Origin of the sequence: uncultured Oscillibacter sp., from assembly GCF_950073225.1 — a bacterium.
In the GTDB taxonomy this organism is placed as follows: domain Bacteria; phylum Bacillota; class Clostridia; order Oscillospirales; family Oscillospiraceae; genus Oscillibacter.
Genome location: NZ_CATMPS010000011.1, coordinates 30,013 through 55,780 on the forward strand (window position 1 = coordinate 30,013; position 25,768 = coordinate 55,780).

Genomic DNA, 25,768 nt, shown 5'->3' on the forward strand with positions numbered 1-25,768 from the left:
AGCATACACTCCTTTTTGAATAAACGAAACGAGGGCGGGCGGAATCGCCCGCCCTCTAAGGGGGTTTTGTCAGCCGGTGGCACTGGTCCAGGAGGAGGAAATTACGGGATCGACCTTCACCTCCCAGGATACCTGAGTCGAGTTGGGGATAGGAGTCCTGTAAAGCTTGATCATCAGCTGAGGTGTTCCGGCACGGACTCTGCCGCCGGAGTCACAGAGCTGCCCGTTAAAGGTAATCAGCAATGTGCCGTTGGGCCCCGCTATGATGGGCTTGGTGGTGGAGAAGGTCAGCGTCTGCTTCAAGAGCTGATCGTGGGCCTGCCCCGGCTTGGGGTCGTTCAGGCTCAAAGAGGTGCTTTCCATGACGTCGTCGAAACGCAGATATTTGTTGGAGGAAAGATGGAACCGGTCGGCGAACAGGTCGTGCTGCGTGCCGGAATCCATATGGCAGCTGTCGACGCGGAGAATGTCCTCCTTGTTGGGATCATTCGGATCGACATGCCGGTAGTGGAGGGGGGCACTGAACATGATCCATATGTCGCCGTTATAGGAGAGCTCGGTGTTCTCCGTAATGGAATTGCCGCTCAGGCCCGCGTCGACCACATACAGGTAAGAAGTACTGGCCTTGTAGTAAGTCTGATGCGCCCGGAGGCCGAACCGCTGGTGAAGCTTATCCGCCGGTACGTTCTCGTCCTCCGCCACAACCAGCAGGGTGTAGTAGTTGCCGCCTTCCATTCTGTCAAAGGAGATCAGCCCGGTGTTTGTCACGTTCGGGCTTTCAAGCAGGTAATGGCTCGGGGGCGGGTCCACAAAGATGTTGTTGTAGCTGGTAATGGCTGTGTGAACCTCTTTTTTGAAGTTGGGGTTCGAGCACATGTCAAAGATGGAGTACATTCTGCCCTGGTATTCGTAATCACCCAGCATGGCATCCAGCACCGTACCGGACCAGCCGTCGGGCAGAGGCTTGAAGCCGCCCTGGGTATAGGTTCCGGTAAAGGGCTTGTTGAACAGGAGGTTCGTGTTTGCGGCGTTGAAATAGTTGGAGTTTACCAGAATATAGGACAGCTTGGACTTCGGCTCGATTTCGATAGTGGCGGCGGTGGTTCCGGTGGGCCTGACGGTGATGAGGGGCGGCAGGGCCAGGTCGGTGGTGAACTTGTAGCACGCGACCTGGGTGGCCGGGTTGTTTTCCTTATCGGTCGGCACCAGATAGAGGAGGTAGGTCGTTTCCGCCGCCAAATCCCGGATGTTCAGCATATCGCCCCGGGTTGTTCCCATCAGGCGGTCTTCCGTGTTGCCGTGTTTGGTTGTGTTGGGGGACCCGAGCTGGGGATTTTCCGTGGCGATGGCGTACACGTTGACGGCATCGCTGTCCAGCATCATGGGGTCCCGGTCAACGCCGGCTGTGGGAATGTCTTCCAATTTGGGCTTTACCCCGTTGACGTAGGGGGCCATCTCTTCCGACATGGTGTAGCCGGAGCCGGTGGGATTGCCGTTGGCGTCGGCCTGCACGTTTTTCAAGGGGATCGCGAGGTAGTACACCGTGCCGGGGATCTTTACCCGCACGCCGATGTCGGCAATGTTGGACTGGATGGTGGCGTCATCCTCGGCGACCCAGACCTCCGGCGTCACCAGCGGGGCCTCATAGGGGATATGGAGGTAGGGCGTGGGCTCGTTAATGACGGTGACGCTCTTTCCGTCCAGGGTCTTCTGGTCGCCCTGGGGCCGGGCAATGGACCCGATGGCCGCCTTGGTGCCCGCGTAGACCTGGATGTCCCAGAAGACGTCGGTGGTGAAGGAGGTGTTCTCCGGGACGATGGCAACCTCCAGGGGCTGCGTAAAGTCCTCCAGCAGGGGATAGCCGCCCGCCTCCGGGGTGCCCACCAGCCCGGTGCCGATGAGCTCCTGAAGGAAATTGCCGTTCACGCTGTTGAAGACCCGGGGAGAGCGGCTGTTGGGGTTGGCGTTGGCCGAATCCAGGCGCTGCCATGTGGAGCTGCCGAGAGCCCGGATATAGAGGTCGTACTTCATGGCGTACTCGGTCCAGATCAGCATATCCCAGCGGGTCCCGGAGGGAACGGCCTCGGTGCCCTCCGGCGTCATGGTGAAGACGCGGGCGGCTTTCGTGGTGCCGTCGGGGAGGGGGATGTCAATGGTGTCTTGATCCCAGACCAGGTGAATGGTGGCGTAGTCCATGGTAAACTTGGGGGTAAAGACCACGTTGGGGGGCGGGGATTTCATGGGGTTGTCGGAGGTGTCCTCAATGTCCTGTATGCGGAAGTAATAGGACGCGCCGCTTTGCAGCTTGAGGGCCGGGGCAATGCCGTTCTGCGTGTTTTTGCTGTTGCTTCCGGGGAAGACGATGGTGGTTTTCCCGCCGGCCTCCTCCACCCGGGCCTCCCGGTAGTCGATCCAGGCGGGCAGGTCGTCGGGGTTTGGCAGGATAGCAGCGCCGTCGCTGAAGGCAACCTCGTCCGCCGTGGGTTCGCCCCGGGTGGGCGGCGTGCCGGGATAGAGCCGGACGTATCCGTGCAGCGCCCTGCCCCAGGCGCTCTTGGCCCGTTCCTTCTCCTGGCCGGAGCTGGTTTCAACCTTCCGGTAAAGCTCCAGAATGCTCTCCGGATCGGCGGAGTTGTCGTGGCGGCCCCGGATGATCTCGCTGAATTCCAGGCGCAGGTCGGTGTCCACCCGGGGGACCGGGGGAGCGTCCTCGGTGGGGCCGGGGTTGGAGTGGCTGTAGTTCACTTCCACCTTGGGGCCGTTGACGTCCCGAGTCTTGATGGGGAGCGGGAACTCAATGGCCTTGTTGTATACGCAGTAGTTCCCGGCGGTGTCCTTGGCCATGTAATAGAGGTCATAGGTCGTCTCGCCCTCCAGCCCGGTGACGGTGAAGGAGATGGCGGTGCCGGTGCGGGAGAAGCGGACGGGGCCGCCCCGGCGGATGATCTTGGTGCCGTCCGCCCCGGCGCTTTCAATCATGATCTGGTTTTGCAGGGTGGGGTTTTCCTTGTTGATGCCCACGCTTTGGCCCTGCTTTGTCACGAACCAATAGAGCGCGCCGGGCTCGCTCAGCTCGAAAGACAGCGTCACGGACCGATCCGTGGAGGACTGGGCCTCCAGCTTCAAAATGTTGGGCGGGGTCATATCCTTCGTGGTGAAGGTGACTTTCTTCACGGCGGAGCTCTTTCCGTTGTCCGCGTCGTTGAGCCAGAGGTAGAGGTCGTACTGGGTCTGCTCCTGGAGGTGGGACGTGTTGATGCGGGAGAGCAGGAAGGGAGCGTTCTTCCGCAGGGTCACGATGCCGTAGCCCAGGTTTCCCGGCAGAGCCGCGGAACGGAAGTCCGCCGCCGTGGGGGCCGTGGAGCCCTTGGGGAAGAGGGCGTAGTACATCTGGCAGTCCTTGGTGGCCATGACCATGATCTGGGCCACCTGCTCTTTGTCGGCGTCCAGCGTGAGGATGGGGGTCTGGGGATAGCCGCTGACAAAGTTGGGCGCGGAGTCGTCCGGGGTGGTGAAGGCCGCGATCTTCACGGGGCTCCTCCGGCCCCGGGCATCCTCCAGCAGGGCGGAGACGTAGTAAGAGCCCTGCTTCGTCAGGCCCGTCAGCCGGGTGGTGATCTCCGTATTGGAGGCGGTGGCCTTGAGGGTGCCGCTGCGGAGAATCTTGGCGTTGGAGCCGGGATTCACCAGGTCTTCCTCGCCCACGGAGCCGTCCATCAGGGCGGTAATGGCCCAGCGGATGGTGCCGGGCTTGTTGGTGCTGAACACCGCGGTGGCGGAGGTGGAGGCGATGTCCTTGACCTTGGGATAGCCCGCCAGCAGCCGGGGGTCCTCGGAGGATTCGGCGGCGGCAATGTTATCCATATTTTGGTTATAGACGTTTCCGGTAATGCCGGGGCGGATATAAATGGTGTCCGGCAGCATAGTGACCTTGGAGCCGGGGGCGTTGATGTTCAGATGGCTGATGCTGCCCTTGCCGTCCACCTGGGTGGCAAGATCCAGGTTCAGCTCCCGGATGGAGGCCCGGTCGTCGATGGTCAGCTTGGCGTCCACGGCCTTTTCGTCCATGGTGATCACGTCGGCCACGCCCTGGGCCAGCTGGAGGGTGGATTCCGGAGTCAGGTTTACCACCCGCTTGATGTTGCCTGCCAGCTGGAAGAGGGAACCCGCGACGCCGTCCAGCCGGATGGTCTGGAAGCCCAGGCCGTCCTCGGTCCGGTCCTCCAAGTAGCCGGGGGTGCGGAGGGTGACCTCGCCGATGTTGGTGAGGCCCTCGGCCTGGATGGAGAGGAACTGCTCCGTCAGGCTGTCCAGTTCCAAGGCGCCCGCGGTGACGTTGCGCAAAAGGACGCTCTGCTTGCCCGCCTCGGCCTCGCCGCCGCCGCAGATGATGATTTTGCCCATGACGTTGACATTTTCCAGTTCCACGTTTCCCAGGCCTACGCCGCCGGTGAGGTAGAGGTTGCCGGTGACGGTAGTGTCTTTCAATTTCACCCCGGGGGTGGTGATGGTCAGGTTGCCGTACACGCCGCCGGAGGTCTGCTCGCCGGGCTCCTGGACCAGGGTGCCCAGGGCGCGGACCAAAAAGCAGGCCATCTGGCCCCGGGTGATGGGCAGGTTGGGGCGGAAGCTGCCGTCGGCGTAGCCCTGGATGATGCCCAGCTCCGCGGCCTCCTGTACCAGGGGACGGCTCCAGCCGCCGATTTCGTGCATGTCGGTAAAGGTGGAGTTGGCGGCGTTGGGCACGCCCTGGAACCGGAGGCACCGGCCCAGAAAGACGGCGGCCTGCTCCCGGGTCACCAGGGAATAGGGGGAGGCGGTGGAGTCGCTGGTGCCGTTGAAGTAGCCCGCTTGGTGGGCGATGCTGACGTCCTCGGCAAACCAGTCGTTGGGATTCACATCGGTAAAGGGGTTGCTGGGGCTGGGCTCCTCATAGCCGAAGGCCCGGTTCACCAGGGTGACGAACTCCGCCCGGGTGATGTTCCGGTCCTCGTGGAGGTTGCCCTGGGAGTCGCCGCGCATGACGCCCCATTCCTGGACCTGCTCCAGGTAGGGGGTCATCCACTCCGCCGCCCGGACGGGGCGGACGGCGAGAAAGGCGCAGAGGGTCAGGGCAGTGAGAACCAGGGCCGTCAGACGGACGGACCCTGGTATGCGGGCGCGGTGGGCGCGGGGTGTTTTTGTCATAACTTCTTTCCTCCTCGTTCCGTCAGTCCTGGGCGCCGCGGCTTTGCAGCTGGAGGCTGAACACGGCCTCCCGCACCACGACCTCCTCGTCCTCGCACATGTCCACGAACTTTGTCGCGTACAGAAAACGGTCGTTTTGCAGCTCCTGTTTTCGGAGAATTTCGCAGCGCAGAATCACCGGCTCCTCCGTAGGGACGATGACGATCTCCATCTGCTCGTGCAGCTCCAGCTGGCAGTCCGCGTAGAAAGCGATGCCGCCGCAGCTAAGGTCAATGGACTGCACGCTCCGCCGCCCCGTCCAGGAAGAGCCGGGCAGCGGGTAGAGGAAGGTGCTGAACTTCACCGGCACCCGCAGGTTCCGCCGGACCTCCGGGTCCAGGGTGGCGATCTTCTCCAGGAGCACCGCGTCTCCCCGCTGGCGGAGGATGCGGCACTGAATGGGCAGCTCCTCGCTGCTGGAGCTGAAGAGGGTGACCACCTCGTGGGCCATTACGTCGTCCACCTTGTGGTCCTGGATGTTCAGCCGCATGGGAGAGTCTCCCGGCGCCGTGGCCAGTTGGCCGTTGGCCAGGGCGTGGTTCTGGGTGTCCAGAATCAGGTATGTACGGTTTGCTGTCATGTGGTTTCCTCCGTTTCGCGGGGCGGCGTCCGGCCGCTCTCCTGCTGGGTTTTCACATTTCCGGTGGGGTCGAAGTGGAGGAAGTACACGTAAATCTCCACAATGGCCTGATACAGGCTCTCCGGAATTTCCTGGCCCAGCTTCAGCTGGGTCAGGATGGTGGACAGGGAGTTGTCCTCATAGATGGGCACGCCGCAGTCGGCGGCGGTCTCCACAATCTTTTCCGCCATATATCCCATGCCGGAGGCCACGATCACCGGCGCGGTGTCCCCCGGGCCGTACTGCAGGGCCACGGCCTTCTTGGCCCTGGTGGTTCCTTCAGATCTTGACATTGATGCTGTTCTTCCCTTCAAAGATTTTGGGGAACACCTCGGTCAGCGTAACCGGGCGGTCCATCCGCCGGACGGCCACCCGGGCGGGCCTGAGGTCGTTCCGGGCCAGTATCTGGGAAACGGCGTCCCCGATCTGCTTGGAGAAGGGGGCCGCCTTGTCCGGGCAGGCGATCTGCACGTCCACGTCCGTCCCCTGGGCGGCGAGGATCACATCGAACAGGCCTAGGCCCTGGACATCCATCTTGAACAGAAAGCGCATGGTGTTCCTGCCGCCTCCGTCTCCGCCCCGGTTTTGCTCGTCCTCGGCGTTGGGGTCTACCCACAGCTCGGAGAAGAGCATCCTCCCGTCCCACTCCAGTGGGAGGAGGTAATGGTTGATGGGCATATAGACGCTCTCATTCACCAGCATGGCGGCGATGAGGTTCTGGAAGGCCTGCTGCACCTCGGCGCTGCCCTCGCCCCGGAAGGCCCGGGCGGCGGCGGAGGCCAGGTGGTTGGAGAACTCGACGGCCTTGGAATCCCCGCCGCCCCGGTTCTTAAGCAGCAGCAGCAGCGACTGGTCGTCGATGCCCCCCAGCTGGCCCTTCAAGGTGCCGTAGCCGCTGAGCTGGTGGAAGCCCTCCAGCAGCTTTTCCTCGGAGCCGTTTTCATACCGGGCCACGTTCAGCGCCAGCATGGTCAAAAGGGCCCGGGGGGTGCCCATGTCATGGGTCCGCTCCACATAAGAGGACATATAGGGGAAGATCTCCCGCTGGAGAAGCTGGAGGTTTCCCTGCCGGTTTCCCGCGGCGATGCCGTTTTGGAGCTGGGCCGTCAGGTCCCGGAGCTTCTCCGCCCAGCTGGCGGGCATGGCGTCCGCCATGGATTGGAGGTCCCGGAGGAGGTTGCCCTCGATGTGGGTGGTGGAGTCGAAGTCCACATAGGCTTTCAAAAATTGCAGGATGTCCGTCCGCACCCCCTCGGAGGCGGCCCGGGCATAGGCGCTGCGGAGCAGGGCGAAGAGGGCCCCGCCGAAGCGGGTGCCGGTTTTGAACTGGCCCTGGAGAAAGTCCAGAAGCTGGCTCTCGTCCATCCGCAGCATTTCCAGCAGGCGGCCCATCTCCTCCGCGATGCCGGCGCTGAGGCCGGAGGAGACGACGATGCCCTCCCGCCCCGAGAAGATGCGGGAGAGGCTGTCCGCCAGGCTGGGAGTGTCCCGCAGCCGCTGGAGGAAGGTTTGAAAGTTGGAGTCGTAACGGATTCCCCCGTCCCCCTGGAGGTTGCTGTCCTGCTGTTCCGTCCGCCCGTCGGCGCGGACGACCTTGCTGGGATCGGGGACGTTTTGAATTTGAGTATTGTCCGGGGAAACCGTGATATTCCGGTTAACCGTGGTCTTATCATAACCGGGTACCGGGTTGGTGGCGCCGAGCAGTTCGGGCATTCAAGACACCTCACAGAAAAAACTTGCCGCTGCTACTTATTTTTTTAGCGCAACAGGTCGATAGTAATGAAAAAGGCTGATAAGGTGGTGTTTTCGTGAGCAACAATGATATCCTGGATATGTACATCTACGAAACCAATACGCTTCTGGAGCAGCTGGAGAGCATCGTTCTGGACGCGGAAAAGGAAAATACATTCTCTCAGGACAATGTCAACGAGATCTTCCGCATCATGCATACCATCAAGGGCTCCTCCGCCATGATGGAGTTCGATACGCTGGCCCGGGTTTCTCACCGCATCGAGGACATGTTCTTCCTTATTCGGGAGGGCACCATGTCCGTGGTGAAAGATGAGGACCGTCCGGCGCTTTTCGACGTGATGCTCCACTCTGTGGATTATTTCCGGGAGGAAATGGAGAAGGTGGAAGCAGAGCAGCCCCTTAATGAAGATGTCGACAGTTTCCTTGGAAATATTAATAGTTTGATCGCCAAAATTAAGGGGGAAGAAATTCCAGCCGAGCCCGCCCCCAAGGAGGCCGCCGCTCCCGCCCCCGCTCAGGAGGCGGCTTCCGCCGCGCCCGTTCCCGCCCAGACCACGGAGGGCAGCGCCGAATTCCCCTACGGCCTCCGGGTCTTTTTCGACGAGGGCTGCGGCATGGAGAACCTCCGGGCCTTCATGCTGGTCACTTCCGTGCAGGGCTTCTGCGCCGACGCGGATTTTGCGTACCAGCCCGCCGGGGTGGAGTCGGACGCCTCTTTGTCCGACACGGTGATTGAACACGGCTTCCTCCTCCAGTTCCGCAGCGACGCGGACCGGGCCAGGGCCGTGACCATTGTGATGACCGCCGGGTCCGTCCACTCCTATGAGGAGGAGAACTTCGTTCCCGCACCGCCCCCGCCGGTGGAGCCCGCCCCCGCCCAGGAGGCCGCTCCCGCCGCCCAGAAGCCCCCCGCCGCTCCCGCGGCCCAGGCGGCCGGAGGGGGCGCCCAGCAGCACCAGGGCCAGAAGGAGAGCCTCATCAGCGTGGGCCTGAGCAAGCTGGACCAGCTTTCCGCCATCGTGGGCGAGATCGTCATTACCGAGGCCATGGTCACCGGCTCGCCGGACCTGAAGGGCCTCCATCTGGACGCCTTCTCCAAGTCCGCCCGGCAGCTGCGCAAGCTTACCGACGAGCTTCAGGACGTGTCCATGTCCCTGCGGATGATCCCGGTGTCCAACACCTTCCAGAAAATGAACCGCATCGTCCGGGATATGTGCAAGAAGCTGAACAAACAGGTGAAGCTCACCCTGGTGGGCGAGAACACCGAGGTGGACAAGACCATCGTGGACTCCATCGGCGATCCCATCATGCACATGGTCCGCAACTCCATGGACCACGGCATTGAGGAAAACGTCCAGGACCGCATCGAAGCGGGAAAGGACCCCGTGGGCGAGATTCTGCTCTCCGCCCAGGATACGGGCAGCGAGGTCATCATCCAGATCTCCGACGACGGCGCCGGAGTCAACGACGAGGCCGTCCTGGCCAAGGCTATCCGCAACGGCATCGCCTCCCCGGATGTGGAATACTCTCATAAAGAGATCCTGAACTTCCTCATGGCTCCCGGCTTTTCCACCAACGCCCAGGTGACGGAGTTCTCCGGCCGGGGCGTGGGCATGGACGTGGTGAAAAGCGGCGTGGAGAGCCTGGGCGGCTCCGTCTCCATCACCAGCGAGCAGGGCAAGGGCATGACCACCATCATGCGCATCCCCCTGACCATGGCCATCATGGACGGCATGGAGGTCTCCGTGGGAGACTCTATCTTCACCATCCCCATCAACAATATCCGCTCCAGCATCAAAACCACGGAGGAGGCCATCCTCCACGACTCCGTCAACGGAGAGATGGTGAAAATGCTGGACGGCTACTACCCCGTCATCCGGGCCCGGGACTTCTACAACCTCCCCGGCGGCGCGGAGAAGATCGACGACGGCGTCCTGATGTGGCTGGAGTCCGGCGACTGCTCCTACTGCCTGTTTGTCGACGAGCTCCTGGGCGAACAGCAGATCGTCGTCAAGCCCCTCCCGGCCTATGTGAACAACTTTGATATCAAAAACTACGGAATCACCGGATGCAGCATCCTGGGAGACGGCAACATCAGCATCATCCTTGACGCGGGCGACCTGTACAAGGCCACCCGGGGTTAAGCGCCGAAGGAGGGAAACGCAATGAGTAAAGAAAACGTCCTGTTCCAGGTCGAGGAAGACGACATCGAGACCACGGCTCCCGAGGATGAGGGCGCGGGCAGCCGGAAGCACCTCATTTTCACAGTGGACGACCTGAAAATCGGCATTGACGCCAATCAGGTAGTGGAAATTATGAACGTCTACACCGCCACCTACCTCCCCATGATGCCGGATTACATCCAGGGCATCTTCAACATGCGGGGCCAGATCATCCCCATCATGGACATCCGCCTCCGCCTGGGGAAGCCCCTCGCGGAGGAGGGCATCCTGATCGTGATTGACTACAACAACAACCAGCTGGGCATTCAGGTGGACTCCGTGGATTTGATGCTGGACATTCCCCTGGAGAGCATCGTCCCCATCCCCTCCCAGAGCGCCCAGAAGCTGGTTTCCGGCATGTGCACCCTGCCCGACGGCTCCGGCACCATGCTGGTGCTGGACTGCGAGCAGCTGATCGCCCACGGCTACGGCGACTAATTTTCCTGACAAAGCGGTGAATAAGAACTATGGATACGGCAAAAAAGAGTGAGGGAATGGGCGGCTTCGGCCCTATGACGATCTCGGACGCGGACTTCAAGCGGATGGTGAACTTCATCCAGTCCAGCTACGGCATCGACCTGAGCCAGAAGAAGCAGCTGATCACCAGCCGCCTCTCCCCGGCCCTGAAAAAGCTGGGCTACGGGACCTTCTCCGACTTCGTCAACCACCTTCTGGACAAGAAGGAGAACGACGAGGTCACCCTGGTCTTGAACAAACTGACCACCAATTACACCTTCTTCATGCGGGAGAAGGAGCACCTGGATTATTTCTGCAACAATATCATCCCGGAGATTGTCCGCCGCCACGAGCGGGACAAAACCCTGGCCATCTGGAGCGCGGGCTGCTCCAGCGGGGAGGAACCCTATAACATCACCATGTTCCTCTACGACTACCTGGGCTCCCGGGCCAAGGACTGGGACACCCGCATCCTGGCCACGGATATCTCCGCCCAGGCTCTGGCCAGCGCCCGGCGGGGGACCTACAACCTGCCGGACACCATCCCGGCGGACTGGAAGCGGAAGTACTTCACGCCGGGCCGGGACGGCACCCACACCGTCACCCCCGCCGTGAAGGACAACGTGATTTTCCAGACCTTCAACCTGATGGACCCCATCAAATTCCGCCGGAAGTTCGACGTGATCTTCTGCCGGAACGTGATGATCTACTTTGACCAGCCCACGAAGGACGCACTGGTCCGCCGTTTCTACGACGCCACCGTCCCCAGCGGCTATCTGCTGATCAGCGCTTCGGAGAACCTGAGCCAGAACGCGCCCTATCGCCGTTTGGCTACGGCGACCTTCCAAAAATAACAAGGAGGTGGTTCCCTCACAATGGAACTGGGGAAAAAGATCCGCGTGCTGGTGGTGGATGATTCCGCCCTGGCCCGAAACCTCATCATCCAGGGCCTCTCGGCGCATCCCAGAGTGGAAATTGTCGGATACGCCATCAACACCCTGGACGCGAAACAGAAGATACCCCGCCTGAAGCCGGACGTCGTGACCATGGATGTGGAAATGCCCGGCCAGAGCGGCATTGACTTTTTGAAGGAATACCTGCCCGCGAACCCGGTGCCGGTGATCCTCTGCTCCTCCCTGAACCTGAAGGTTTTCGACGCGCTGAACGCCGGCGCGGTGGACTTTGTCCGCAAGCCGGACGTGCAGGAGAGCAAGGAGGTCTTCATCAGCAACCTGACCCAGAAGGTTCTGGTGGCCTCCATGGCCCGGCCCCGCTCCGCCCCGCTGCGCAGCCCCTCCATAGCGGTGGCCACGCCGAATCTGGGAGGCGGTCCGGCCCTGGACCGGGTGCTGGTGGGCCTGGGCGCCTCCACGGGAGGCACGGAGGCCACTTTGGAGGTCATGCGCCGCCTGCCGGCGGACATTCCGCCCATGGTCATCGTCCAGCACATGCCCAAGGGCTTCACCCAGATGTACGCCGACCGGCTGAACCGCATCTGCAAGATGGAGGTCCGGGAGGCTAAGAACGGCGACGAGCTGCACCGCGGGCTGGCCCTGGTGGCCCCGGCGGACCTCCAGTGCCGGGTGGTGCGCATCGGGGAAAAATACACCGTCTCCTGCACGCCGGGGGAAAAGGTCAGCGGACACCGCCCGTCGGTGGACGCCATGTTCCACTCCATGGCGGAGGTGGTCCGGTGCAAGATGGTGGGCATCATCATGACCGGCATGGGCCAGGACGGCGCCGCCGGGTTGCTGGAAATGCGGAAAAAGGGCGCTTACACCATCGGACAGGATAAGGAGTCCAGCGTGGTGTACGGCATGCCCATGGTGGCCAACGACATCGGGGCGGTCTGCATTCAGGCATCCTGCGACAACGTGGCCAACGTGCTGCTCCGGCATTTGAAGACGCTGCACTGAAATCCCTAACGTCCTGCGCGGCCCCCGTCTCCGGGAAGGAGGCGGGGGCCGCTTTTTTGCCGGAACCCGTGCCCTGGCCTCCCCATTTCCCCGGGAATCAAGAAAATTCTCCCTCCCGTTCTTAACTTTCCTGGCGTTTAGCCGATATGAATAATGAAGTGATAAGAAGTGGAATGCTGCCAAGAGCAAAGGATGTGAGTGATTATGCTGACTTCTACCGGTTCCGGCCCCATCTCTTCCATTGGCCGGACGAAAACCTATTACCCCGCCCAAAAGCGGGAAGCAGCCGCCCAGCCCGTCTCCGGGCACAACTACGATTCCGCCAGTTTCTCCGCCCCCGCGGGCCGGAGAAGCTTTCAGATGGAGATGGTGAGCCGCCTCTCCCGGGAGGTGCGGACCGCCAACACCACCGGCGATATCCAAGAGCTTCGCCGTGAGGTGTCCGCCGGGGAGTACCGGCCGGACCCCATGGCCATCGCGGGGCGGATGCTGCTCATGGTGGAGGAATGAGCCATGGATGAGCTGTACCGTTCCTACCTGAGCTTCCTGCGCTCCATGAGCCGGGGGCTGGAGAGCCTGACCGGCCTGAATGAGAAAAAACTGACCGCCGCCCAGCAGGAGGACCTGATGGGCCTGAACGATCTTTTGAACCAGGAACAGGCTCAAGCCCTGAACTTCCGGGGCCTGGAGCTGACCCGGGATAAGCTGCTGCCCCAGCTGGGGCTGGAGGGGGTGCCCCTGGAACAGGTCCCCCGTCATTTCCCCCCCGCCATGCAGGAAGAAGCCCGGCAGGCGGTGAGCGAGCTGCAGCTCCGCTACGCGGCTTACCGCCAGGCGTCCGGCAAGACCCGGAGGCTGCTGGAGCAGAACCTCCACCAGGTGGAGAGCGTCATTGTGCAGATGGGCGGCCCTCCCTCCGGCGGGCCGGGGGGACCCGGCTACGGCAAGGAGCAGGAAAGCAGCGCCCCGCCTCCGTCCATGAAAACGGATTTCCGAGCCTGACAAGCAAAGACAAAATAAGGAGTATATCGATATGAGCATTGGTACCTTTGGCTCCTTCACGCAGGCCCGGCTGGCGATTTATGCCGCCCAGACCGGCATTACCGTGACAGGAAACAATATTTCCAACATCAACACCCCGGGCTACACCCGCCAGCGCCTGGATCAGGTAAGCCTCTACGTCAACGGGGCGGACCGCTATTACGCCGAGGGCGATATCCGCACCGGCCAGGGCGCGCTGGTCAAGAGCCTCTCCCAGATCCGCAGCCCCTACCTGGACATCCGCTACCGGACGCTGAACGCCCAGATGGGCTACGCGGACGGCCGGCTGGAGATTCTGGAGGAAATCCAACGGATTCTGGATGAAGTGGGCGCGGGCGACGAGAGCAAGGGCGAGGGCGGCCACGGCATCCTGGGACTGGAGCTGGAGAAGCTGGGCGAGGCCTTTAAGAACCTGGTGGACCAGACGGGGCACCAGGAGTATGACAACACCGTCCGGCAGATATCCAAGAACCTGGTCACCCTGTTGAATAAATACGCCAACAAGCTGGAAGAGGTCCAGGAAAGCACAATCACCAAGCTGAACCAGGACATTGACAAAATCAACGGCTGCCTGACCACCATCCGCTCCTTGAACGAGGAGATTCGCAAGAGCGAAATCCACGGTGACCCGGCCCTGGAGCTCCGGGACGAGCGGAACCTCCAGATCGACCAGCTCTCCGAGCTGATTGACATCGACGTGACCTACAGCGAGGAAGAGATCACCGCCGGGCTGACGGTGGAAAAGCTGACCATCCGCCTGGGCAACGCCAACCCCGACGGATCGGTCAGATCGGACGAGGCTTTGCTGGTGGACGGCGTTTTCGCGGCCCAGATGAAAATCGATCAGGTGCCGGTAAAGCGGGAGTTTGACCCCAATGACACCACAACGTGGCCTTACGCGGACGCGAACGGAGACCCGGTCGCCACAAAAGACGAGGCCGGCAAGGAGCCGAACCCGGAGTGGGACGGCCTTGACACGGCCACGCAGTTCTTGGACGAGAGCGGCCAGCCCACCGACGAGGCCCACGCCGCCCCGAGGGCCAATAAGGATTACCAACCCTACCTGACCGAGGACGGAAAACCCACGAACGACATCTTAAAGGCAAAAAAGGTGGTAGACCCCAACTACAATATGTCCATCACCAAGCTGAAAAACAGTATCAACGAAGTCTACGTAGCCATCAACAGAGGAACCGTCAAAGGGGTTTCGGGAACCGATACCGTAGACGATGGCGCCGGGAGCCAGGTAGCCATCGAGGATCTGTTTAAGGGCGGCCGGAACAGCTTCACGGTGGAGACCCCGGACCTTCCCACTGTGGGAGACAAAACCCTGATGATCTACAAGCGTGTCCTGCTGGCCAACGGCAACTACGCCTACACCCAGCAGATGGTCACCCAGGAGGTCTCTAAAAAAGTCAGTCTGGACGACAACGACCTTGGCGGCAAGATTCAGGCATGGCGGGAGATGCTCACGGAAAAGGGCGAGTTCACGGACCGGGACGTGATTACAAACGTGGACGAAAACGCCGGCGGCAAGCGGGGCATCCCCTATTACCAGCGGACCCTGGACCTGCTGGCCAACCAGTTCGCCAAGGTCATGAACGAGGCCAACCAGGGCTTCCTCCAGGACCCGGAAGGGAACTTTATTACCAAGGGCAAAAACGACGCGGGCGAAGAAGCCGGCGTTCCGGTGACCATCCAGGTCAACGGCAAGGATGAAAAAGTCAACAGCGACTGGTCCAAAATAAGCGAGGATGTTCAAAAAGCGATCCTAACCGAGGTGGGATTAGCTGACAAAGCGGCGATGGAAGCCGCGGGGCTCACCGGCAAGAATGTTCTGGACGCCTTTATGAAGGGGCAGAAATACGACAACGGCGAGGGGAAATTTATCCCCGAAAATAAAGAGGATATTTTGGCGGAAGACGGCACGGTCCAGGAAGCCGGCTGGGGAAAAAACGCCAAGGGCATCTTTGTTGGCGGCGTGCTGTTCAGCAACAACCCCGGAAACGACGACCCCTCCGGCATCACGGCGGCCAACATCTCCGTCTCCAATACCTGGGAGACCACCCACCTCCTGGTGTGCGACTACACCTGCCCCCCCGGAGACCTGGAGCCTGCCTCCGGCGCCAGCGAGAATATCCGGCACTTCGAGTACCTGGTGACCAACCAGAAATTTGACTTCATCCCCACGACCCTGGACGGCTATGAGAACGCCAGCGGCGCGCCCATGCTGAACGGCACCTTCTTCGAGATGTGGAACAACATCGGAACGACGCGGGGCGGGGACCAGTCAAAGATGGAAGTGGCTCTGAACGGCCACTATAAAAACCTCCTGTCCGTGGATACGGCGCGGGACTCCGTGTCCTCCGTGGACTTCAACGACGAAGCCATGAACCTGATGATGTACTCGAAGTCCTATAACGCCGCCTGCCGGCTGATGACCACCATCGACAGCGTGCTGGATAAGCTGATCAACGGCACCGGCATAACGACCTAAATAAGGAGGAGAACGCCATATGATTCCAAGAATGACCACGGTCGGTACGCTGAAAAACTACCGTTACAGCCTGAACGGGTCCAACAATACCATGACCAAGGCGATGAATACCGTTCTCACCGGGCGGCTCTTCAACTCCTACGCCGAGGACCCGGCCCTGGCCACCCGGTGCTTCCAGATCCGCAATTCCTATTGGAAGTCCCAGAGCCAGCTGAACGTAAACGAGTCTCTGCGCCACAAGTACGACGTGGCCTGGTCGGCTCTGGAGAATGCCTCCACGGACCTGTATTCCCGGGCGGACGACGCCTCCGTGGCCAGCATCATCCGCGCCGCCAGCGGCTCCACGGGCCCGGGCCGCCTGGCCCTGGGGCAGTCCCTCTGCGCCAAGGCAAAGGACATTGCCCAAATCATGAACGGCCGCTACGGCGAGAACTACGTCTTTTCCGGGGCGGATACGCTGAATCCCCCCTTCACCTGGGGCCCTCAGGCGAACCCGGGGTATATTGCGGAGCCTCTGGACGCGACCAAGGAGAGTCAGGCCCCGGCCTTTCAGTATATAGCCGACCCGAACCAGGTTGGGCCCGGTGAGCTGTTTACCAATGATCCCGCAAAGGCCGCCTTGGTGCCTGAGAAGAATCCCAGCTACGATGAGGATTTTACCCAAGATGTAATTGACAACCCGGTGGCTCCGGGCACGGACGACCCGAGGCTGAGGGACCCGAGATATGGAAAGTTTATAAAGAATGACGGCTTGGGGACAATGGTAGAGGCGGACGCCAAGCAGATCCCCGAGAGAAATGAAAAGTATGACTCCAACTTCGCCTTCAAATATCTGAAGCCGGACGGCAGCGGAACCAACGAGGCGGACGAGGCGGCCACAGGCCTTTATTACCGGGGCGTGGCCGTAGACTCCAACGCCCCCGCGGATGTGGAGAAGATGGAGTACTTCCTGAAAGAGGCCAAGAACATCGACGTGGGCCTGGGCCACAAGGAAGAGGGGAACGCGGCGGTATCCTCTACCGTGTTCAACTCGACCCTCCAGGGCATTTACTACCTGGGCGGCTATGGAACCAAGGACGGCGTGGAGGTAAAGGACGAGAAGGGGAATGTCATAGGAGTGGTGGATAAGGTTCCCAAGAATGTCATCTCCGTAGTCAACGAAATCGGCCAGATTCTCCAGCGCTGCGACTCCAACACCGGCAATTTTGCCAGTGACGAGGACCAGCTCCGCTTCAAGGCCCTGTTCCAGGAATACGAAGAGAGCAACAGCTCCTTCCGGGAGCGCTGGACGGAGATGGACACCCAGAGCGGCTTCCTCCGGGACAACAGCGAGCTCCTCACCAGCACGTCGGACTCTCTGAAGCAGCAGTATATGGAATTGGAGGACGCGGACCCCGCCGCCGCCATTTCCGACTTTATGTTCGCCCGCTACTGCTACGACGCGGCATTGAAGGTTGGCAACAGCGTCCTGTCCCAGAGCCTGATGGATTATATGAATTTCTAAAAGGGAAAGAATATATTTTTTCAGAGGAAGGAGTGCGCCATGACCTATGAGACAGCTTCTTGAAATCACCAGTGTGCCCATTGAAATCGAGATGCGGACCTCCCGGGCGCAATTGCAGTACACCCGGGGCACAGCGGAGCTGGAAATCTCCCGGGACAAGGGAGGCTTAAGCATTAAGAGCAGGCCCATCCAGCTGAACATGGATACCTTCGAGATGCGCCAGTCCATCGTCCCCACCGCGGCACGCAGCATCGAGCAGAGCGCCCAGAAGGGCCGGGAGGCCGCCTACAGCGCCACCGCCGCCCGGGCCCAGGAGGGCGAGCTCTACTTGAAGGCCAAGTTCGGCGAGGACGTTCAGGCCCAGATTTCCCGGACCGCCATCAGTGAGCAGATGTTCAGCCAGCCCGCTATGGATTTTATTCCCAAGGAGGGCCCGGAGATTGACTGGAACCCCGGGGAGATGAACATCCGCTATGAGATGGATAAGCTGAATTTCGACTGGCGGATCAACCAGACGGAATTCGAGTTTGTTCCCGGCGACATTGAGATTTCCGTCAAGCAAAAGGCGGAGGTCATCATCAAGTATATCGGCGGGCCGCTTTACGTGCCCCCTTCCGCCGATCCTGACTATGAGCCGGTGGATGTGAAGGCATGACAGAGACGATCAAGCTTCAGACCAAGTACTTCGGGGAAATTGAGTACGCGGACAAGGACGTGGTGCGCTTCCCCGACGGGCTCTTCGGCTTTGAGGAGGAGCGGGGCTTCCTGCTCCTGCCCTTCGACGGCAGCGGCGGCGGCATGCTCTGCCTCCAGAGCGTGCAGACCCCTGCCCTGGCCTTTGTGGTGCTGGACCCCTTCACGCTGAAACCGGACTACGCGCCGGAGCTGGAGCGGGGAGAGCTGAAGGCTTTTGGGGTAAAGGAGGCGGGAGAGCTGGGGTTCTACGTGCTCTGCGCGGTGAAGAACCCGGTTTCCGAAAGCACGGTGAATCTGAAGTGCCCTCTGGTTGTCCACCCCGAGACCCGGGAGGCCCGGCAGATTATTATGGAGCGGTATGAAATGCGGCATCCCCTGGCGGAATTTGGCCGCGGGGAGGAGGCCGCGCCTTGCTGATTTTACAGCGCAGGATCGGAGAATCCCTGATGATTGGGGAGGAAATACGGGTTTCCGTGGTGTCGATTGAGGGCGGGCGGGTCCGCCTGGCCATCTCCGCGCCGCCGGAAGTATCCATCCTTCGCAGCGAGCTGCTGGACGCCAAATTGGCGAACCAGGATTCCGCCGTTGAGGAAGCGGCCCCCGCGGAACTGCTGGGGCTGCTGGGCGGAATGCCTGTTTCCAAAAAGCATGAGAAAGGAGACGCGAAACCATGATGAATGATGTTGCGATGGCCGCCATGGAGATGAGCTCCGCGCGGCTGGCAACCCAGTATGCCATGTCCCTGCAAAAGAATGTGATGACGGACATGGAGCAGCAGGCAATGGGAGAGCTGGCTATGCTGCCTCCCACTCCCGGCGTCGGCGACTATATCGACACCTACGCCTGAACAAAAGGCCGGAGCCCAAAGGGCTCCGGCCTTCTTTCTTCAAAACCGCCTTTAGTAATGCCGCACCACGGCGGCCACCTTCCCCAGGATTTTGGCATAGGTGCCGTCGATGGGGGAGTAGTCGTCGTTCTCCGGCAGCAGCCAGACCTGGCCCCCCCGGAGGGAGAGGCGCTTTACCGTGGCCTCGTCCTCAATCATGGCCACTACGATTTCCCCGTGCCGGGCGGTGGGCTGGCTGTGGACCACCACCAGATCTCCGGGGAGAATCCCGGCGTTGAGCATGGACTCGCCCCGGACCCGCAGGGCGAAATACTCCCCCTCCCGGCCCCCGGCGTCAAAGGGAAGGTAGTCCTCGATGCACTCCTCCGCCAGGATAGGGCTTCCCGCGGCCACGCTGCCCACAATGGGCACCCGGTCCTTGGGAGCGGGAAACTCGGTCAGGGCGATGGCCCGGCCCTTCCCGGCGCCCTTGACGATGACCCCGGCCTCTTCCAGGTGCTTGAGGTGGAAATGAACGGTGGAGGGGGATTTCAGGCCCACCGCGTCGCCGATTTCCCGGACGGAAGGCGGATAGCCCTGGGTCTGGATGCAGGAGACGATGTAGTCGTAGACCTTCTGCTGCATATGGGTGAGATTCGCCATAACAGGACCTCCCGAGCGCCCTGAGGCACAGTTATTTTCTCCAGTATAGCACATCGGAGGGCAAAAGGCAAACATTTGTTTGGAAGAAATTCAAAAAGAAAACCGCCGCCCAGAAGCCTGAGAGGCGGTTTTTGCTTCGCTCAGCCGAGGATCAGCAAAACCAGGGTCAAGATTAGGAAGAGGGCCCCGATCCACTTGGTGGCGCGGGCCAGCTTGGCGTCCATGGTCTTGGCCTTGTTCTTGGCCAGGAAGGAGTCGGCCACGCCGCCGATGGCGCCGGAGAGCCCGGCGCTCTTGCCGGACTGGAACAGTACAATCAGGATAATGCCCAGCCCGCAGAGGAGCTGCAAAACAGTGATGGCGATTTTCAAGACGTTCTACCTCCAATTTAAGATCACGCGGAGCGTGAAGCGTGTTTGACAGCTTCTTATCATACCACAACGCTTCCCGGTTTTCAAGGGGTATTCGAGAAAATTCTACGGGAATTCTCCGGCGCGCTTACTCCTGCTGCTGCAGCTCCCGCTTGAGCTCCGCCAGGGTGATGCCCTCGGCTTCCCAGTCCGTTTCCAGGATGGGGGACAGGGAGACGGAGATGTACAGGCTGTTTCCCGCCTCATAGGCCCCGGAGGTGACGCCCACCACATGGCCGTAAACGTTCAGCAGGGCGCCGCCGCTGCTGCCGTGGGAGATGTCGGCGGTGTTGACCACGCAGGGGGCGCTGAACTTGGAGACCATATGGTCCGTGGCGCTGACGATGCCCTCGCTGATGGCGGGGGTGATGCCCAGAGGCACGCCCAGGGTGTAAATCCGGTCGCCCCGGCGAAGGGCGGGCTCCTCCGCGATTTCCAGGAAGGAGAAGAAGGGAACCTCCGTCTTGCCGTCCTCGGAGGTTTTGGAGATCCGCAGCAGGGCCAGGTCGGCGTCGGGGTCGGCGAAGAGCACCCGGTCCACCGGGAAGGTCTCTCCGGTGATGAGGGTGACGGTGGCCCGGACAGCGTCCTCAATGGTGTGGTAGTTGGTGACGGCCAGCCCTCCGGCGGAGACGAAGAAGCCGCTGCCGCCGTTGCTCTGAATATTTTTCTTATAGGCGTTTTCCGTGTAGTACACGTTCAGCTGGAAAGCGGCGGCCATGTGCCGGTCCGCCACCTGCCGGGCGGTGAGCTCTTCCGGGAAAAGGCCCCGGATCTGGGCCTGGGTGCAGCGGCCCTTGTCCGCCAGGCCCTGGGCCAGGGTCCCGCCGTCCTGGGCGGGGAAGGTCAGGGCGTCCAGGGCCAGCTGGTACAGGTCCCCCAGGGTGAGGGTTTCGCCGTAGTCCCGGGTGGTCAGGGCCGCCCGGCGGGCGAAGAGATCCGCGTTTTCGCCGGTGAAGCCCTCATACCCCAGCAGCCGCAGCAGCGAGGCGCAGAACTCGGCGGTGGGCAGGGGCTCGTCCTGGCCGCCGGTGACGGTGACCCAGCCCTGGGCCACGGCGTAGTCCTGGGCGCCGGAGGGCAGATCGGCCCGGACGGCGCCGGAGAGGCGGACCAGCAGGTTCGTCCCGTCGAGCCGGTCGGCGGGGCGGTTCAAAACCTCGTCGGAGGGCACGGAATCGATCAGGCCGAGACCGGCCAGGGTTCCGGCGGCCCGGCGGGATTCTCCCTCCAGGGCGGCGGCGGAGGGAACCGCGCCCAGAAGCAGGATCAAGGCGCAGAGCAGGGGAAGGATTCGTTTTTTCATGGGATAAGCCTCCATCAAGAATATTCGTCCTATTGTAGCACGGTGAAACCGGCTTTGCAAGTGGGGAAACGCGGCCATCTGCCCACTGGACAGGCGGCGGATGGTCTGGTATAATAAAAGGGTAGACCTTTCCCCCTGAGCTGGGATCATATTATAACTGTAAAGGAGAACGCTGAAATGGAACTGAAGGAAATCCTTGGAAAGTGCGACCACACCCTGCTGGCCCAGGGAGCCACCTGGGCGGAAATCAAGGCCATCTGCGACGATGGGATAAAGTACCAGTGCGCCAGCGTCTGCATCCCCGCCAGCTATGTAAAAAAGGCGGCGGAGTATGTCCAGGGCAAGCTGCCCATCTGCACGGTCATCGGTTTCCCCAACGGCTATGACACCACCGCCGCCAAATGCTTCATGGCAACGGACGCCGTGGACAACGGGGCGGAAGAAGTGGATATGGTTATCAACATCGGCTGGGTGAAGGACCAAAAATGGGACGAGCTCCTGGCGGAAATCAAGGCCATCAAGGCCGCCTGCAAGGGCAAGCTCCTCAAGGTCATCATTGAGTGCTGCCTCCTCACCGACGAGGAAAAAGTGAAGATGTGCGAGATTGTCACCGCCTCCGGGGCGGACTATATCAAGACCTCCACCGGCTTTGGCGGCGGCGGAGCCACCCGGGAGGACGTGGCCCTCTTCGCCAAGCACGTCGGGCCCAACGTAAAAATCAAGGCCGCCGGAGGCATCGCCGATTTGAAGGACGCGGAGGACTTTATCAACCTGGGGGCTTCCCGCCTGGGCACCAGCCGGATCGTCAAGGCCGTGAAGGCTCTGGAGGGCTGAGATGGGCACTCCCCACAACGAGGCCGCCAAGGGCGCGTTTGCCAAGACCGTCCTCATGCCCGGCGACCCCCTCCGGGCAAAGTTCATTGCCGGGACCTTCCTGGAAAATCCCCGGCTGGTGAACAACGTCCGGGGCATCCAGGGCTGGACGGGGACCTACCACGGCGTGGAGGTTTCCACCATGGCCTCCGGCATGGGCATCCCCAGCATCGGCATTTACGCCCATGAGCTTTTTCACTTCTACGGCGTGGAGAACATCATCCGGGTGGGCACCACCGGGGCCCTCAGCGAAAAATTGAAGCTCCGGGATTTGGTCATCGCCCAGGGGGCCTGCACGGACTCCAACTTCGCCCACCACTTCGGCCTTCCCGGGGTCTTCGCCCCCATCGCGGACTTCCGGCTTTTGGAAACCGCCGTGGCCGCGGCCCGGAAGCGGGGGCTGGAGCCCCCGGTGGGGAACATCCTCAGCTCCGATGTGTTCTACTATAAAACGGGAAGCGGCCTGGAGTGGGCCCCCATGGGGGTGCTGGCCATCGACATGGAGACGGCGGGCCTCTACGCCACCGCCGCCGAGGCGGGAAAGCGGGCCCTGACCATCTGCTCCGTCACCGACAACCTGGTCACAAAGGAGGAGCTCCCCCCCGAGGAGCGGCAGAGCTCCCTGACGGAGATGATGGAAATCGCCCTGGAAACCGCCGTCCAAATGGCGGGGCGGTAAGAGCGGGGCTTCCGGCGTTTTTCCCAAAAGGAAAACATTTTGCGAATTTCCTTGAAATCCATGGAAGGTATTGTTATAATAGGCTTGGCCCAATGAGGCCGCCCTCTGTTTTCAGGGGAACATATGGAAGGAAGGTTGATACCAATGAAGAAGTTATTTGCAATCCTGCTGGCTTTGGCGATGGTTCTGTCCCTGGCCGCCTGCGGCGGCAACGACTCCGGGAATTCCGGCGATTCCGGCAATGCCGGCGGAGACAGCCAGCAGCAGGAGCCCGCCGCCACCCCCGCCGATGAAGGCGAAGACCAGGGCGGCGAGGCCGCCGACATCCGGGTCGCCATGATCACGGACTACGGCGACATCACGGACCAGTCCTTTAACCAGACCACCTACGAGGCCAGCAAGTCCTGGTGCGAGGCCAACGGCGTGGAATTCACCTACTACAAGCCCGCCGGAGACTCCACCGCCGAGCGCGTGGCCATGGTGGAAAAGGCCGCTGACGAGGACTACAATGTCATCGTCATGCCCGGCTTCGCCTTTGGCGAAACCATTACCCAGGTGGCCGACGTTTATCCCGACATCAGCTTCATCGCCCTGGACGTCAGCGAGGGCGACGTGGGCGGAACGGTGCCCGAAAACGTGTACTGCGCCGTCTATAAGGAAGAGCTCTGCGGCTACATGGCCGGCGTCGCCGCCGTGAAGCTGGGCTACACCCACCTGGGCTACCTTGGCGGCATGGCCGTTCCCGCCGTGCAGCGCTTCGGCTACGGCTTTGTCCAGGGCGTGGACGCCGCCGCTGGTGAGCTGGGCGTAGACGCAACCGTGGAGTATGTCTACGGCAACCAGTTCTTCGGCGACCCCGACATCACCGCTTACGCGGACAACTGGTATCAGAACCTGGGCGTCCAGGCGGTCTTCGCCTGCGGCGGCGGCATCTTCACCTCCGCCGGTGAGGCGGCCGCCAAGGTGCCCGGCACCAAGGTCATCGGCGTGGACGTGGACCAGAGCTTTACCATGGACGCCGCCTACGGCGAGGGCGTGACCCTGACCTCCGCCATGAAGGGCCTGGCCGCCACGGTCAACCACATGCTGGACGAGGTGGCCGCGGGCAACTTCGCCAACTACGGCGGCAAGGCCGAGGCCCTGGGCCTGGTTTCCGGCGACGACCCTAGCGCCAACTATGTCCTGCTGCCCATGGACACCACCCTGTGGGGCGACGGCTTCTCTCAGGACGACTACAAGGCCCTGGTGAAGGATATGTTCGACGGCAAAATCACCGTCTCTGACGACATCTCCGCTATGCCCGCCGTCTCCAATATCACGGTCAACGATCTGGGCAACATCAAGTAAAAACCCCCTCAAGCACTGTGAGGACGGGATCTTCCCGTCCTCACTTTTTTACTTGCCGCCGGCTAGTGGAGAGAAAGGGTCGACTTTGTGAAAAATTTCAAAAATTGCTTTGAAATCCAGGACGGGATATGGTACAATAAACAAGAACCTATTTTTTCGCAAAGGGTTCCGGGAAACAGAGAAGGAGGAGGTTGTGAAATTGGAACAGAGTTACGCCATTGAGATGCTGAATATCACCAAGCGGTTCCCCGGCATCGTGGCCAACGACAATATCACGTTACAGCTGAAAAAGGGCGAGATTCACGCTCTTCTGGGCGAAAACGGCGCCGGAAAATCCACGCTGATGAGCGTGCTGTTCGGCCTGTACCAGCCGGAGGAGGGCGTGATCAAAAAGGACGGCCAGGTCGTCTCCATCAAGGACCCCAACGACGCCAACGACTTAGGGATCGGCATGGTCCACCAGCACTTCAAGCTGGTGGAGTGCTTTACGGTGCTGGACAACATCATCATGGGCGTGGAGCCCTGCAAACACGGCTTCCTCCAGAAGGGAGAGGCCCGGGAGAAGGTGCTGGCCCTCTCGGAGAAGTACGGCCTTCATGTGGACCCGGACGCCCTGGTGGAGGACATCACCGTGGGCATGCAGCAGCGCACCGAGATTTTGAAGATGCTGTACCGGGAAAATGAGATCTTGATCTTCGACGAGCCCACCGCCGTGCTGACCCCCCAGGAGATCGACGAGCTGATGCAGATTATGAAAAACCTCTCCGCCGAGGGGAAGAGCATCCTGTTTATCTCCCACAAGCTCAACGAAATCATGTCCGTGGCCAACCGCTGTTCCGTGCTGCGCAAGGGCAAGTACATCGGCACCGTGGACATCGCCGCCAGCTCCCAGGAGGAGCTGAGCCGGATGATGGTGGGCCGGGACGTGAACTTCGTGGTGGAAAAGGCCCCCTCCAAGCCCGGCGAGGTGGTGCTGGACGTGAAGGGCATGACCGTGGCCTCCAAGCGGCACAAAAACAACGCCGTCAAGAACGTGACCTTCCAGGTCCGCCGGGGCGAAATCGTCTGCATCGCGGGCATCGACGGCAACGGCCAGACGGAGCTGGTCTACGGCATCTCCGGCCTGGAGCCCCTGAAGGAGGGCACGCTGACCCTGGGCGGCCAGGACATCACCAAGGCCCCCATCCGCAAGCGGAATACCTCCGGCATGAGCCACATCCCCGAGGACCGGCACAAGCACGGCCTGGTTCTGGACTACTCCCTGGAGGACAACATGGTGCTCCAGCGGTATTTTGAGAGCCACTTCGTCACCCCGACGGGCTTTTTGAAACGGAAGGCCATCCGGGAGTACGCCGTGGGCCTCATTGAGCAGTACGACGTCCGTTCCGGCCAGGGCCCCGTTACGGCGGCCCGGAGCATGTCCGGCGGCAACCAGCAAAAGGCCATCATCGCCCGGGAGATTGACAAGAACCCGGAGCTGCTCATCGCCGTCCAGCCCACCCGGGGCCTGGACGTGGGCGCCATTGAGTACATACACAAGCAGATTGTGGCCCAGCGGGACGCCGGGAAGGGCGTGCTGCTGGTGAGCCTGGAGCTGGACGAGGTCATGAACGTCTCCGACCGGATTCTGGTCATGTACGAAGGGGAAATCGTGGGCGAGTTCGACCCCAAGCAGGTCACGGTGGAAGAGCTGGGCCTCTACATGGCCGGCGCGAAGAAGAAGGGGGCGTAAGGC

22 protein-coding genes and 1 pseudogene are annotated in these 25,768 nt (G+C 61.4%); 16 read left to right on the forward strand and 7 right to left on the reverse strand.

What is annotated here, in order from left to right; translation table 11 throughout:
- Window positions 1-69: 69 nt before the first annotated feature.
- The 4 genes from Q1M04_RS07535 to Q1M04_RS07550 are packed head-to-tail and all read right to left on the reverse strand — an operon-like array spanning window position 70 to window position 7,558.
- Window positions 70-5,187, reverse strand: coding sequence for an S-layer homology domain-containing protein (locus Q1M04_RS07535; protein WP_297997714.1), 5,118 nt, complete (start codon window positions 5,185-5,187; stop codon window positions 70-72).
- Between the two features lie 22 nt (window positions 5,188-5,209).
- Complete coding sequence (locus tag Q1M04_RS07540; RefSeq protein ID WP_293281000.1) at window positions 5,210-5,806, reverse strand: PilZ domain-containing protein; 597 nt, start codon at window positions 5,804-5,806, stop codon at window positions 5,210-5,212.
- On the reverse strand, window positions 5,803-6,138 hold the full coding sequence (locus Q1M04_RS07545; RefSeq protein ID WP_293281003.1) for an EscU/YscU/HrcU family type III secretion system export apparatus switch protein: 336 nt from the start codon (window positions 6,136-6,138) through the stop codon (window positions 5,803-5,805). Before Q1M04_RS07545 ends, Q1M04_RS07540 begins: the two co-directional genes overlap by 4 nt.
- A complete protein-coding gene (locus tag Q1M04_RS07550) occupies window positions 6,125-7,558 on the reverse strand; it encodes a hypothetical protein (protein WP_297997718.1) in 1,434 nt (477 codons plus the stop codon). The genes Q1M04_RS07545 and Q1M04_RS07550 overlap by 14 nt, the downstream gene beginning before the upstream one ends.
- 95 nt (window positions 7,559-7,653) lie before the next feature.
- On the opposite strand from Q1M04_RS07550, the gene Q1M04_RS07555 reads away from it, so the two are divergent.
- The 12 genes and pseudogenes from Q1M04_RS07555 (at window position 7,654) to Q1M04_RS07610 (ending at window position 18,776) form a co-directional block, all read left to right on the forward strand.
- Window positions 7,654-9,741, forward strand: a complete 2,088-nt coding sequence (locus Q1M04_RS07555) for a chemotaxis protein CheA (RefSeq protein WP_366131663.1) — start codon at window positions 7,654-7,656, stop codon at window positions 9,739-9,741.
- Between the two features lie 21 nt (window positions 9,742-9,762).
- On the forward strand, window positions 9,763-10,257 hold the full coding sequence (locus tag Q1M04_RS07560; protein WP_204789687.1) for a chemotaxis protein CheW: 495 nt from the start codon (window positions 9,763-9,765) through the stop codon (window positions 10,255-10,257).
- Window positions 10,258-10,286: 29 nt separating this feature from the next.
- Window positions 10,287-11,129 carry a protein-glutamate O-methyltransferase CheR gene (locus tag Q1M04_RS07565; protein WP_295756159.1) on the forward strand — a complete coding sequence of 281 codons (843 nt, stop codon included), beginning with the start codon at window positions 10,287-10,289 and terminating at the stop codon, window positions 11,127-11,129.
- A 21-nt stretch (window positions 11,130-11,150) separates the two neighbouring features.
- The gene (cheB, locus tag Q1M04_RS07570; protein ID WP_295756162.1) at window positions 11,151-12,191 is read left to right on the forward strand and encodes a chemotaxis-specific protein-glutamate methyltransferase CheB; all 1,041 of its coding nucleotides are present in this window, start codon (window positions 11,151-11,153) and stop codon (window positions 12,189-12,191) included.
- 204 nt (window positions 12,192-12,395) lie between these two features.
- Window positions 12,396-12,701, forward strand: coding sequence for a flagellar biosynthesis anti-sigma factor FlgM (locus tag Q1M04_RS07575; RefSeq protein WP_295756166.1), 306 nt, complete (start codon window positions 12,396-12,398; stop codon window positions 12,699-12,701).
- A 3-nt stretch (window positions 12,702-12,704) separates the two neighbouring features.
- On the forward strand, window positions 12,705-13,193 hold the full coding sequence (flgN, locus tag Q1M04_RS07580) for a flagellar export chaperone FlgN (RefSeq protein ID WP_293279891.1): 489 nt from the start codon (window positions 12,705-12,707) through the stop codon (window positions 13,191-13,193).
- 31 nt (window positions 13,194-13,224) lie between these two features.
- Window positions 13,225-15,729 (forward strand): FlgK family flagellar hook-associated protein, encoded by a 2,505-nt coding sequence (locus Q1M04_RS07585; RefSeq protein WP_297997721.1) that lies wholly within the window; start codon window positions 13,225-13,227, stop codon window positions 15,727-15,729.
- A gap of 19 nt (window positions 15,730-15,748) precedes the next feature.
- Window positions 15,749-17,233, forward strand: coding sequence for a hypothetical protein (locus tag Q1M04_RS07590; RefSeq protein WP_297997723.1), 1,485 nt, complete (start codon window positions 15,749-15,751; stop codon window positions 17,231-17,233).
- Between the two features lie 46 nt (window positions 17,234-17,279).
- Window positions 17,280-17,888 (forward strand): DUF6470 family protein, encoded by a 609-nt coding sequence (locus Q1M04_RS07595; protein ID WP_293279894.1) that lies wholly within the window; start codon window positions 17,280-17,282, stop codon window positions 17,886-17,888.
- Complete coding sequence (fliW, locus tag Q1M04_RS07600; RefSeq protein ID WP_293279895.1) at window positions 17,885-18,346, forward strand: flagellar assembly protein FliW; 462 nt, start codon at window positions 17,885-17,887, stop codon at window positions 18,344-18,346. Before Q1M04_RS07595 ends, fliW begins: the two co-directional genes overlap by 4 nt.
- Window positions 18,340-18,480 (forward strand): annotated as a pseudogene (locus Q1M04_RS16130) (carbon storage regulator); the annotation flags it as partial. The gene fliW and the pseudogene Q1M04_RS16130, both read left to right, overlap by 7 nt.
- Before the next feature lie 119 nt (window positions 18,481-18,599).
- Window positions 18,600-18,776, forward strand: a complete 177-nt coding sequence (locus Q1M04_RS07610) for a putative motility protein (protein WP_297293702.1) — start codon at window positions 18,600-18,602, stop codon at window positions 18,774-18,776.
- A 51-nt stretch (window positions 18,777-18,827) separates the two neighbouring features.
- Here the strand turns inward: Q1M04_RS07610 and lexA are convergent, their stop codons facing one another.
- The 3 genes from lexA to Q1M04_RS07625 all read right to left on the reverse strand — a co-directional run bounded on the left by lexA (window position 18,828) and on the right by Q1M04_RS07625 (window position 21,134).
- Window positions 18,828-19,418, reverse strand: a complete 591-nt coding sequence (lexA, locus tag Q1M04_RS07615; RefSeq protein WP_295756179.1) for a transcriptional repressor LexA — start codon at window positions 19,416-19,418, stop codon at window positions 18,828-18,830.
- Between the two features lie 140 nt (window positions 19,419-19,558).
- The gene (gene secG, locus Q1M04_RS07620; RefSeq protein ID WP_204789679.1) at window positions 19,559-19,789 is read right to left on the reverse strand and encodes a preprotein translocase subunit SecG; all 231 of its coding nucleotides are present in this window, start codon (window positions 19,787-19,789) and stop codon (window positions 19,559-19,561) included.
- A 127-nt stretch (window positions 19,790-19,916) separates the two neighbouring features.
- Window positions 19,917-21,134, reverse strand: a complete 1,218-nt coding sequence (locus Q1M04_RS07625; RefSeq protein ID WP_293279897.1) for a S1C family serine protease — start codon at window positions 21,132-21,134, stop codon at window positions 19,917-19,919.
- A 177-nt stretch (window positions 21,135-21,311) separates the two neighbouring features.
- Here Q1M04_RS07625 and deoC point away from each other — a divergent pair, with 177 nt between their 5' ends.
- The 4 genes from deoC (at window position 21,312) to Q1M04_RS07645 (ending at window position 25,765) form a co-directional block, all read left to right on the forward strand.
- A complete protein-coding gene (gene deoC, locus Q1M04_RS07630) occupies window positions 21,312-21,968 on the forward strand; it encodes a deoxyribose-phosphate aldolase (protein WP_297997727.1) in 657 nt (218 codons plus the stop codon).
- A 1-nt stretch (window position 21,969) separates the two neighbouring features.
- Entirely contained in the window at window positions 21,970-22,686 is a 717-nt protein-coding gene (deoD, locus tag Q1M04_RS07635) for a purine-nucleoside phosphorylase (RefSeq protein ID WP_293279899.1), read from the forward strand.
- Window positions 22,687-22,830: 144 nt separating this feature from the next.
- Window positions 22,831-24,033, forward strand: coding sequence for a BMP family ABC transporter substrate-binding protein (locus tag Q1M04_RS07640; RefSeq protein WP_297997729.1), 1,203 nt, complete (start codon window positions 22,831-22,833; stop codon window positions 24,031-24,033).
- A gap of 223 nt (window positions 24,034-24,256) precedes the next feature.
- Window positions 24,257-25,765, forward strand: a complete 1,509-nt coding sequence (locus tag Q1M04_RS07645) for an ABC transporter ATP-binding protein (RefSeq protein WP_297300745.1) — start codon at window positions 24,257-24,259, stop codon at window positions 25,763-25,765.
- Window positions 25,766-25,768 lie beyond the last annotated feature (3 nt).

Excerpts from the sequence above, each read along its gene's own strand:
- Q1M04_RS07535 (WP_297997714.1), bottom strand. The coding sequence starts at position 5,187 with ATGACAAAAACACCCCGCGCCCACCGCGCCCGCATACCAGGGTCCGTC.
- Q1M04_RS07540 (WP_293281000.1), bottom strand. The coding sequence starts at position 5,806 with ATGACAGCAAACCGTACATACCTGATTCTGGACACCCAGAACCACGCC.
- Q1M04_RS07545 (WP_293281003.1), bottom strand. The coding sequence starts at position 6,138 with ATGTCAAGATCTGAAGGAACCACCAGGGCCAAGAAGGCCGTGGCCCTG.
- Q1M04_RS07550 (WP_297997718.1), bottom strand. The coding sequence starts at position 7,558 with ATGCCCGAACTGCTCGGCGCCACCAACCCGGTACCCGGTTATGATAAG.
- Q1M04_RS07560 (WP_204789687.1), top strand. The coding sequence starts at position 9,763 with ATGAGTAAAGAAAACGTCCTGTTCCAGGTCGAGGAAGACGACATCGAG.
- Q1M04_RS07565 (WP_295756159.1), top strand. The coding sequence starts at position 10,287 with ATGGATACGGCAAAAAAGAGTGAGGGAATGGGCGGCTTCGGCCCTATG.
- cheB (WP_295756162.1), top strand. The coding sequence starts at position 11,151 with ATGGAACTGGGGAAAAAGATCCGCGTGCTGGTGGTGGATGATTCCGCC.
- Q1M04_RS07575 (WP_295756166.1), top strand. The coding sequence starts at position 12,396 with ATGCTGACTTCTACCGGTTCCGGCCCCATCTCTTCCATTGGCCGGACG.
- flgN (WP_293279891.1), top strand. The coding sequence starts at position 12,705 with ATGGATGAGCTGTACCGTTCCTACCTGAGCTTCCTGCGCTCCATGAGC.
- Q1M04_RS07585 (WP_297997721.1), top strand. The coding sequence starts at position 13,225 with ATGAGCATTGGTACCTTTGGCTCCTTCACGCAGGCCCGGCTGGCGATT.
- Q1M04_RS07590 (WP_297997723.1), top strand. The coding sequence starts at position 15,749 with ATGATTCCAAGAATGACCACGGTCGGTACGCTGAAAAACTACCGTTAC.
- Q1M04_RS07595 (WP_293279894.1), top strand. The coding sequence starts at position 17,280 with ATGAGACAGCTTCTTGAAATCACCAGTGTGCCCATTGAAATCGAGATG.
- fliW (WP_293279895.1), top strand. The coding sequence starts at position 17,885 with ATGACAGAGACGATCAAGCTTCAGACCAAGTACTTCGGGGAAATTGAG.
- Q1M04_RS07610 (WP_297293702.1), top strand. The coding sequence starts at position 18,600 with ATGATGAATGATGTTGCGATGGCCGCCATGGAGATGAGCTCCGCGCGG.
- lexA (WP_295756179.1), bottom strand. The coding sequence starts at position 19,418 with ATGGCGAATCTCACCCATATGCAGCAGAAGGTCTACGACTACATCGTC.
- Q1M04_RS07625 (WP_293279897.1), bottom strand. The coding sequence starts at position 21,134 with ATGAAAAAACGAATCCTTCCCCTGCTCTGCGCCTTGATCCTGCTTCTG.
- deoC (WP_297997727.1), top strand. The coding sequence starts at position 21,312 with ATGGAACTGAAGGAAATCCTTGGAAAGTGCGACCACACCCTGCTGGCC.
- deoD (WP_293279899.1), top strand. The coding sequence starts at position 21,970 with ATGGGCACTCCCCACAACGAGGCCGCCAAGGGCGCGTTTGCCAAGACC.
- Q1M04_RS07640 (WP_297997729.1), top strand. The coding sequence starts at position 22,831 with ATGAAGAAGTTATTTGCAATCCTGCTGGCTTTGGCGATGGTTCTGTCC.
- Q1M04_RS07645 (WP_297300745.1), top strand. The coding sequence starts at position 24,257 with ATGCTGAATATCACCAAGCGGTTCCCCGGCATCGTGGCCAACGACAAT.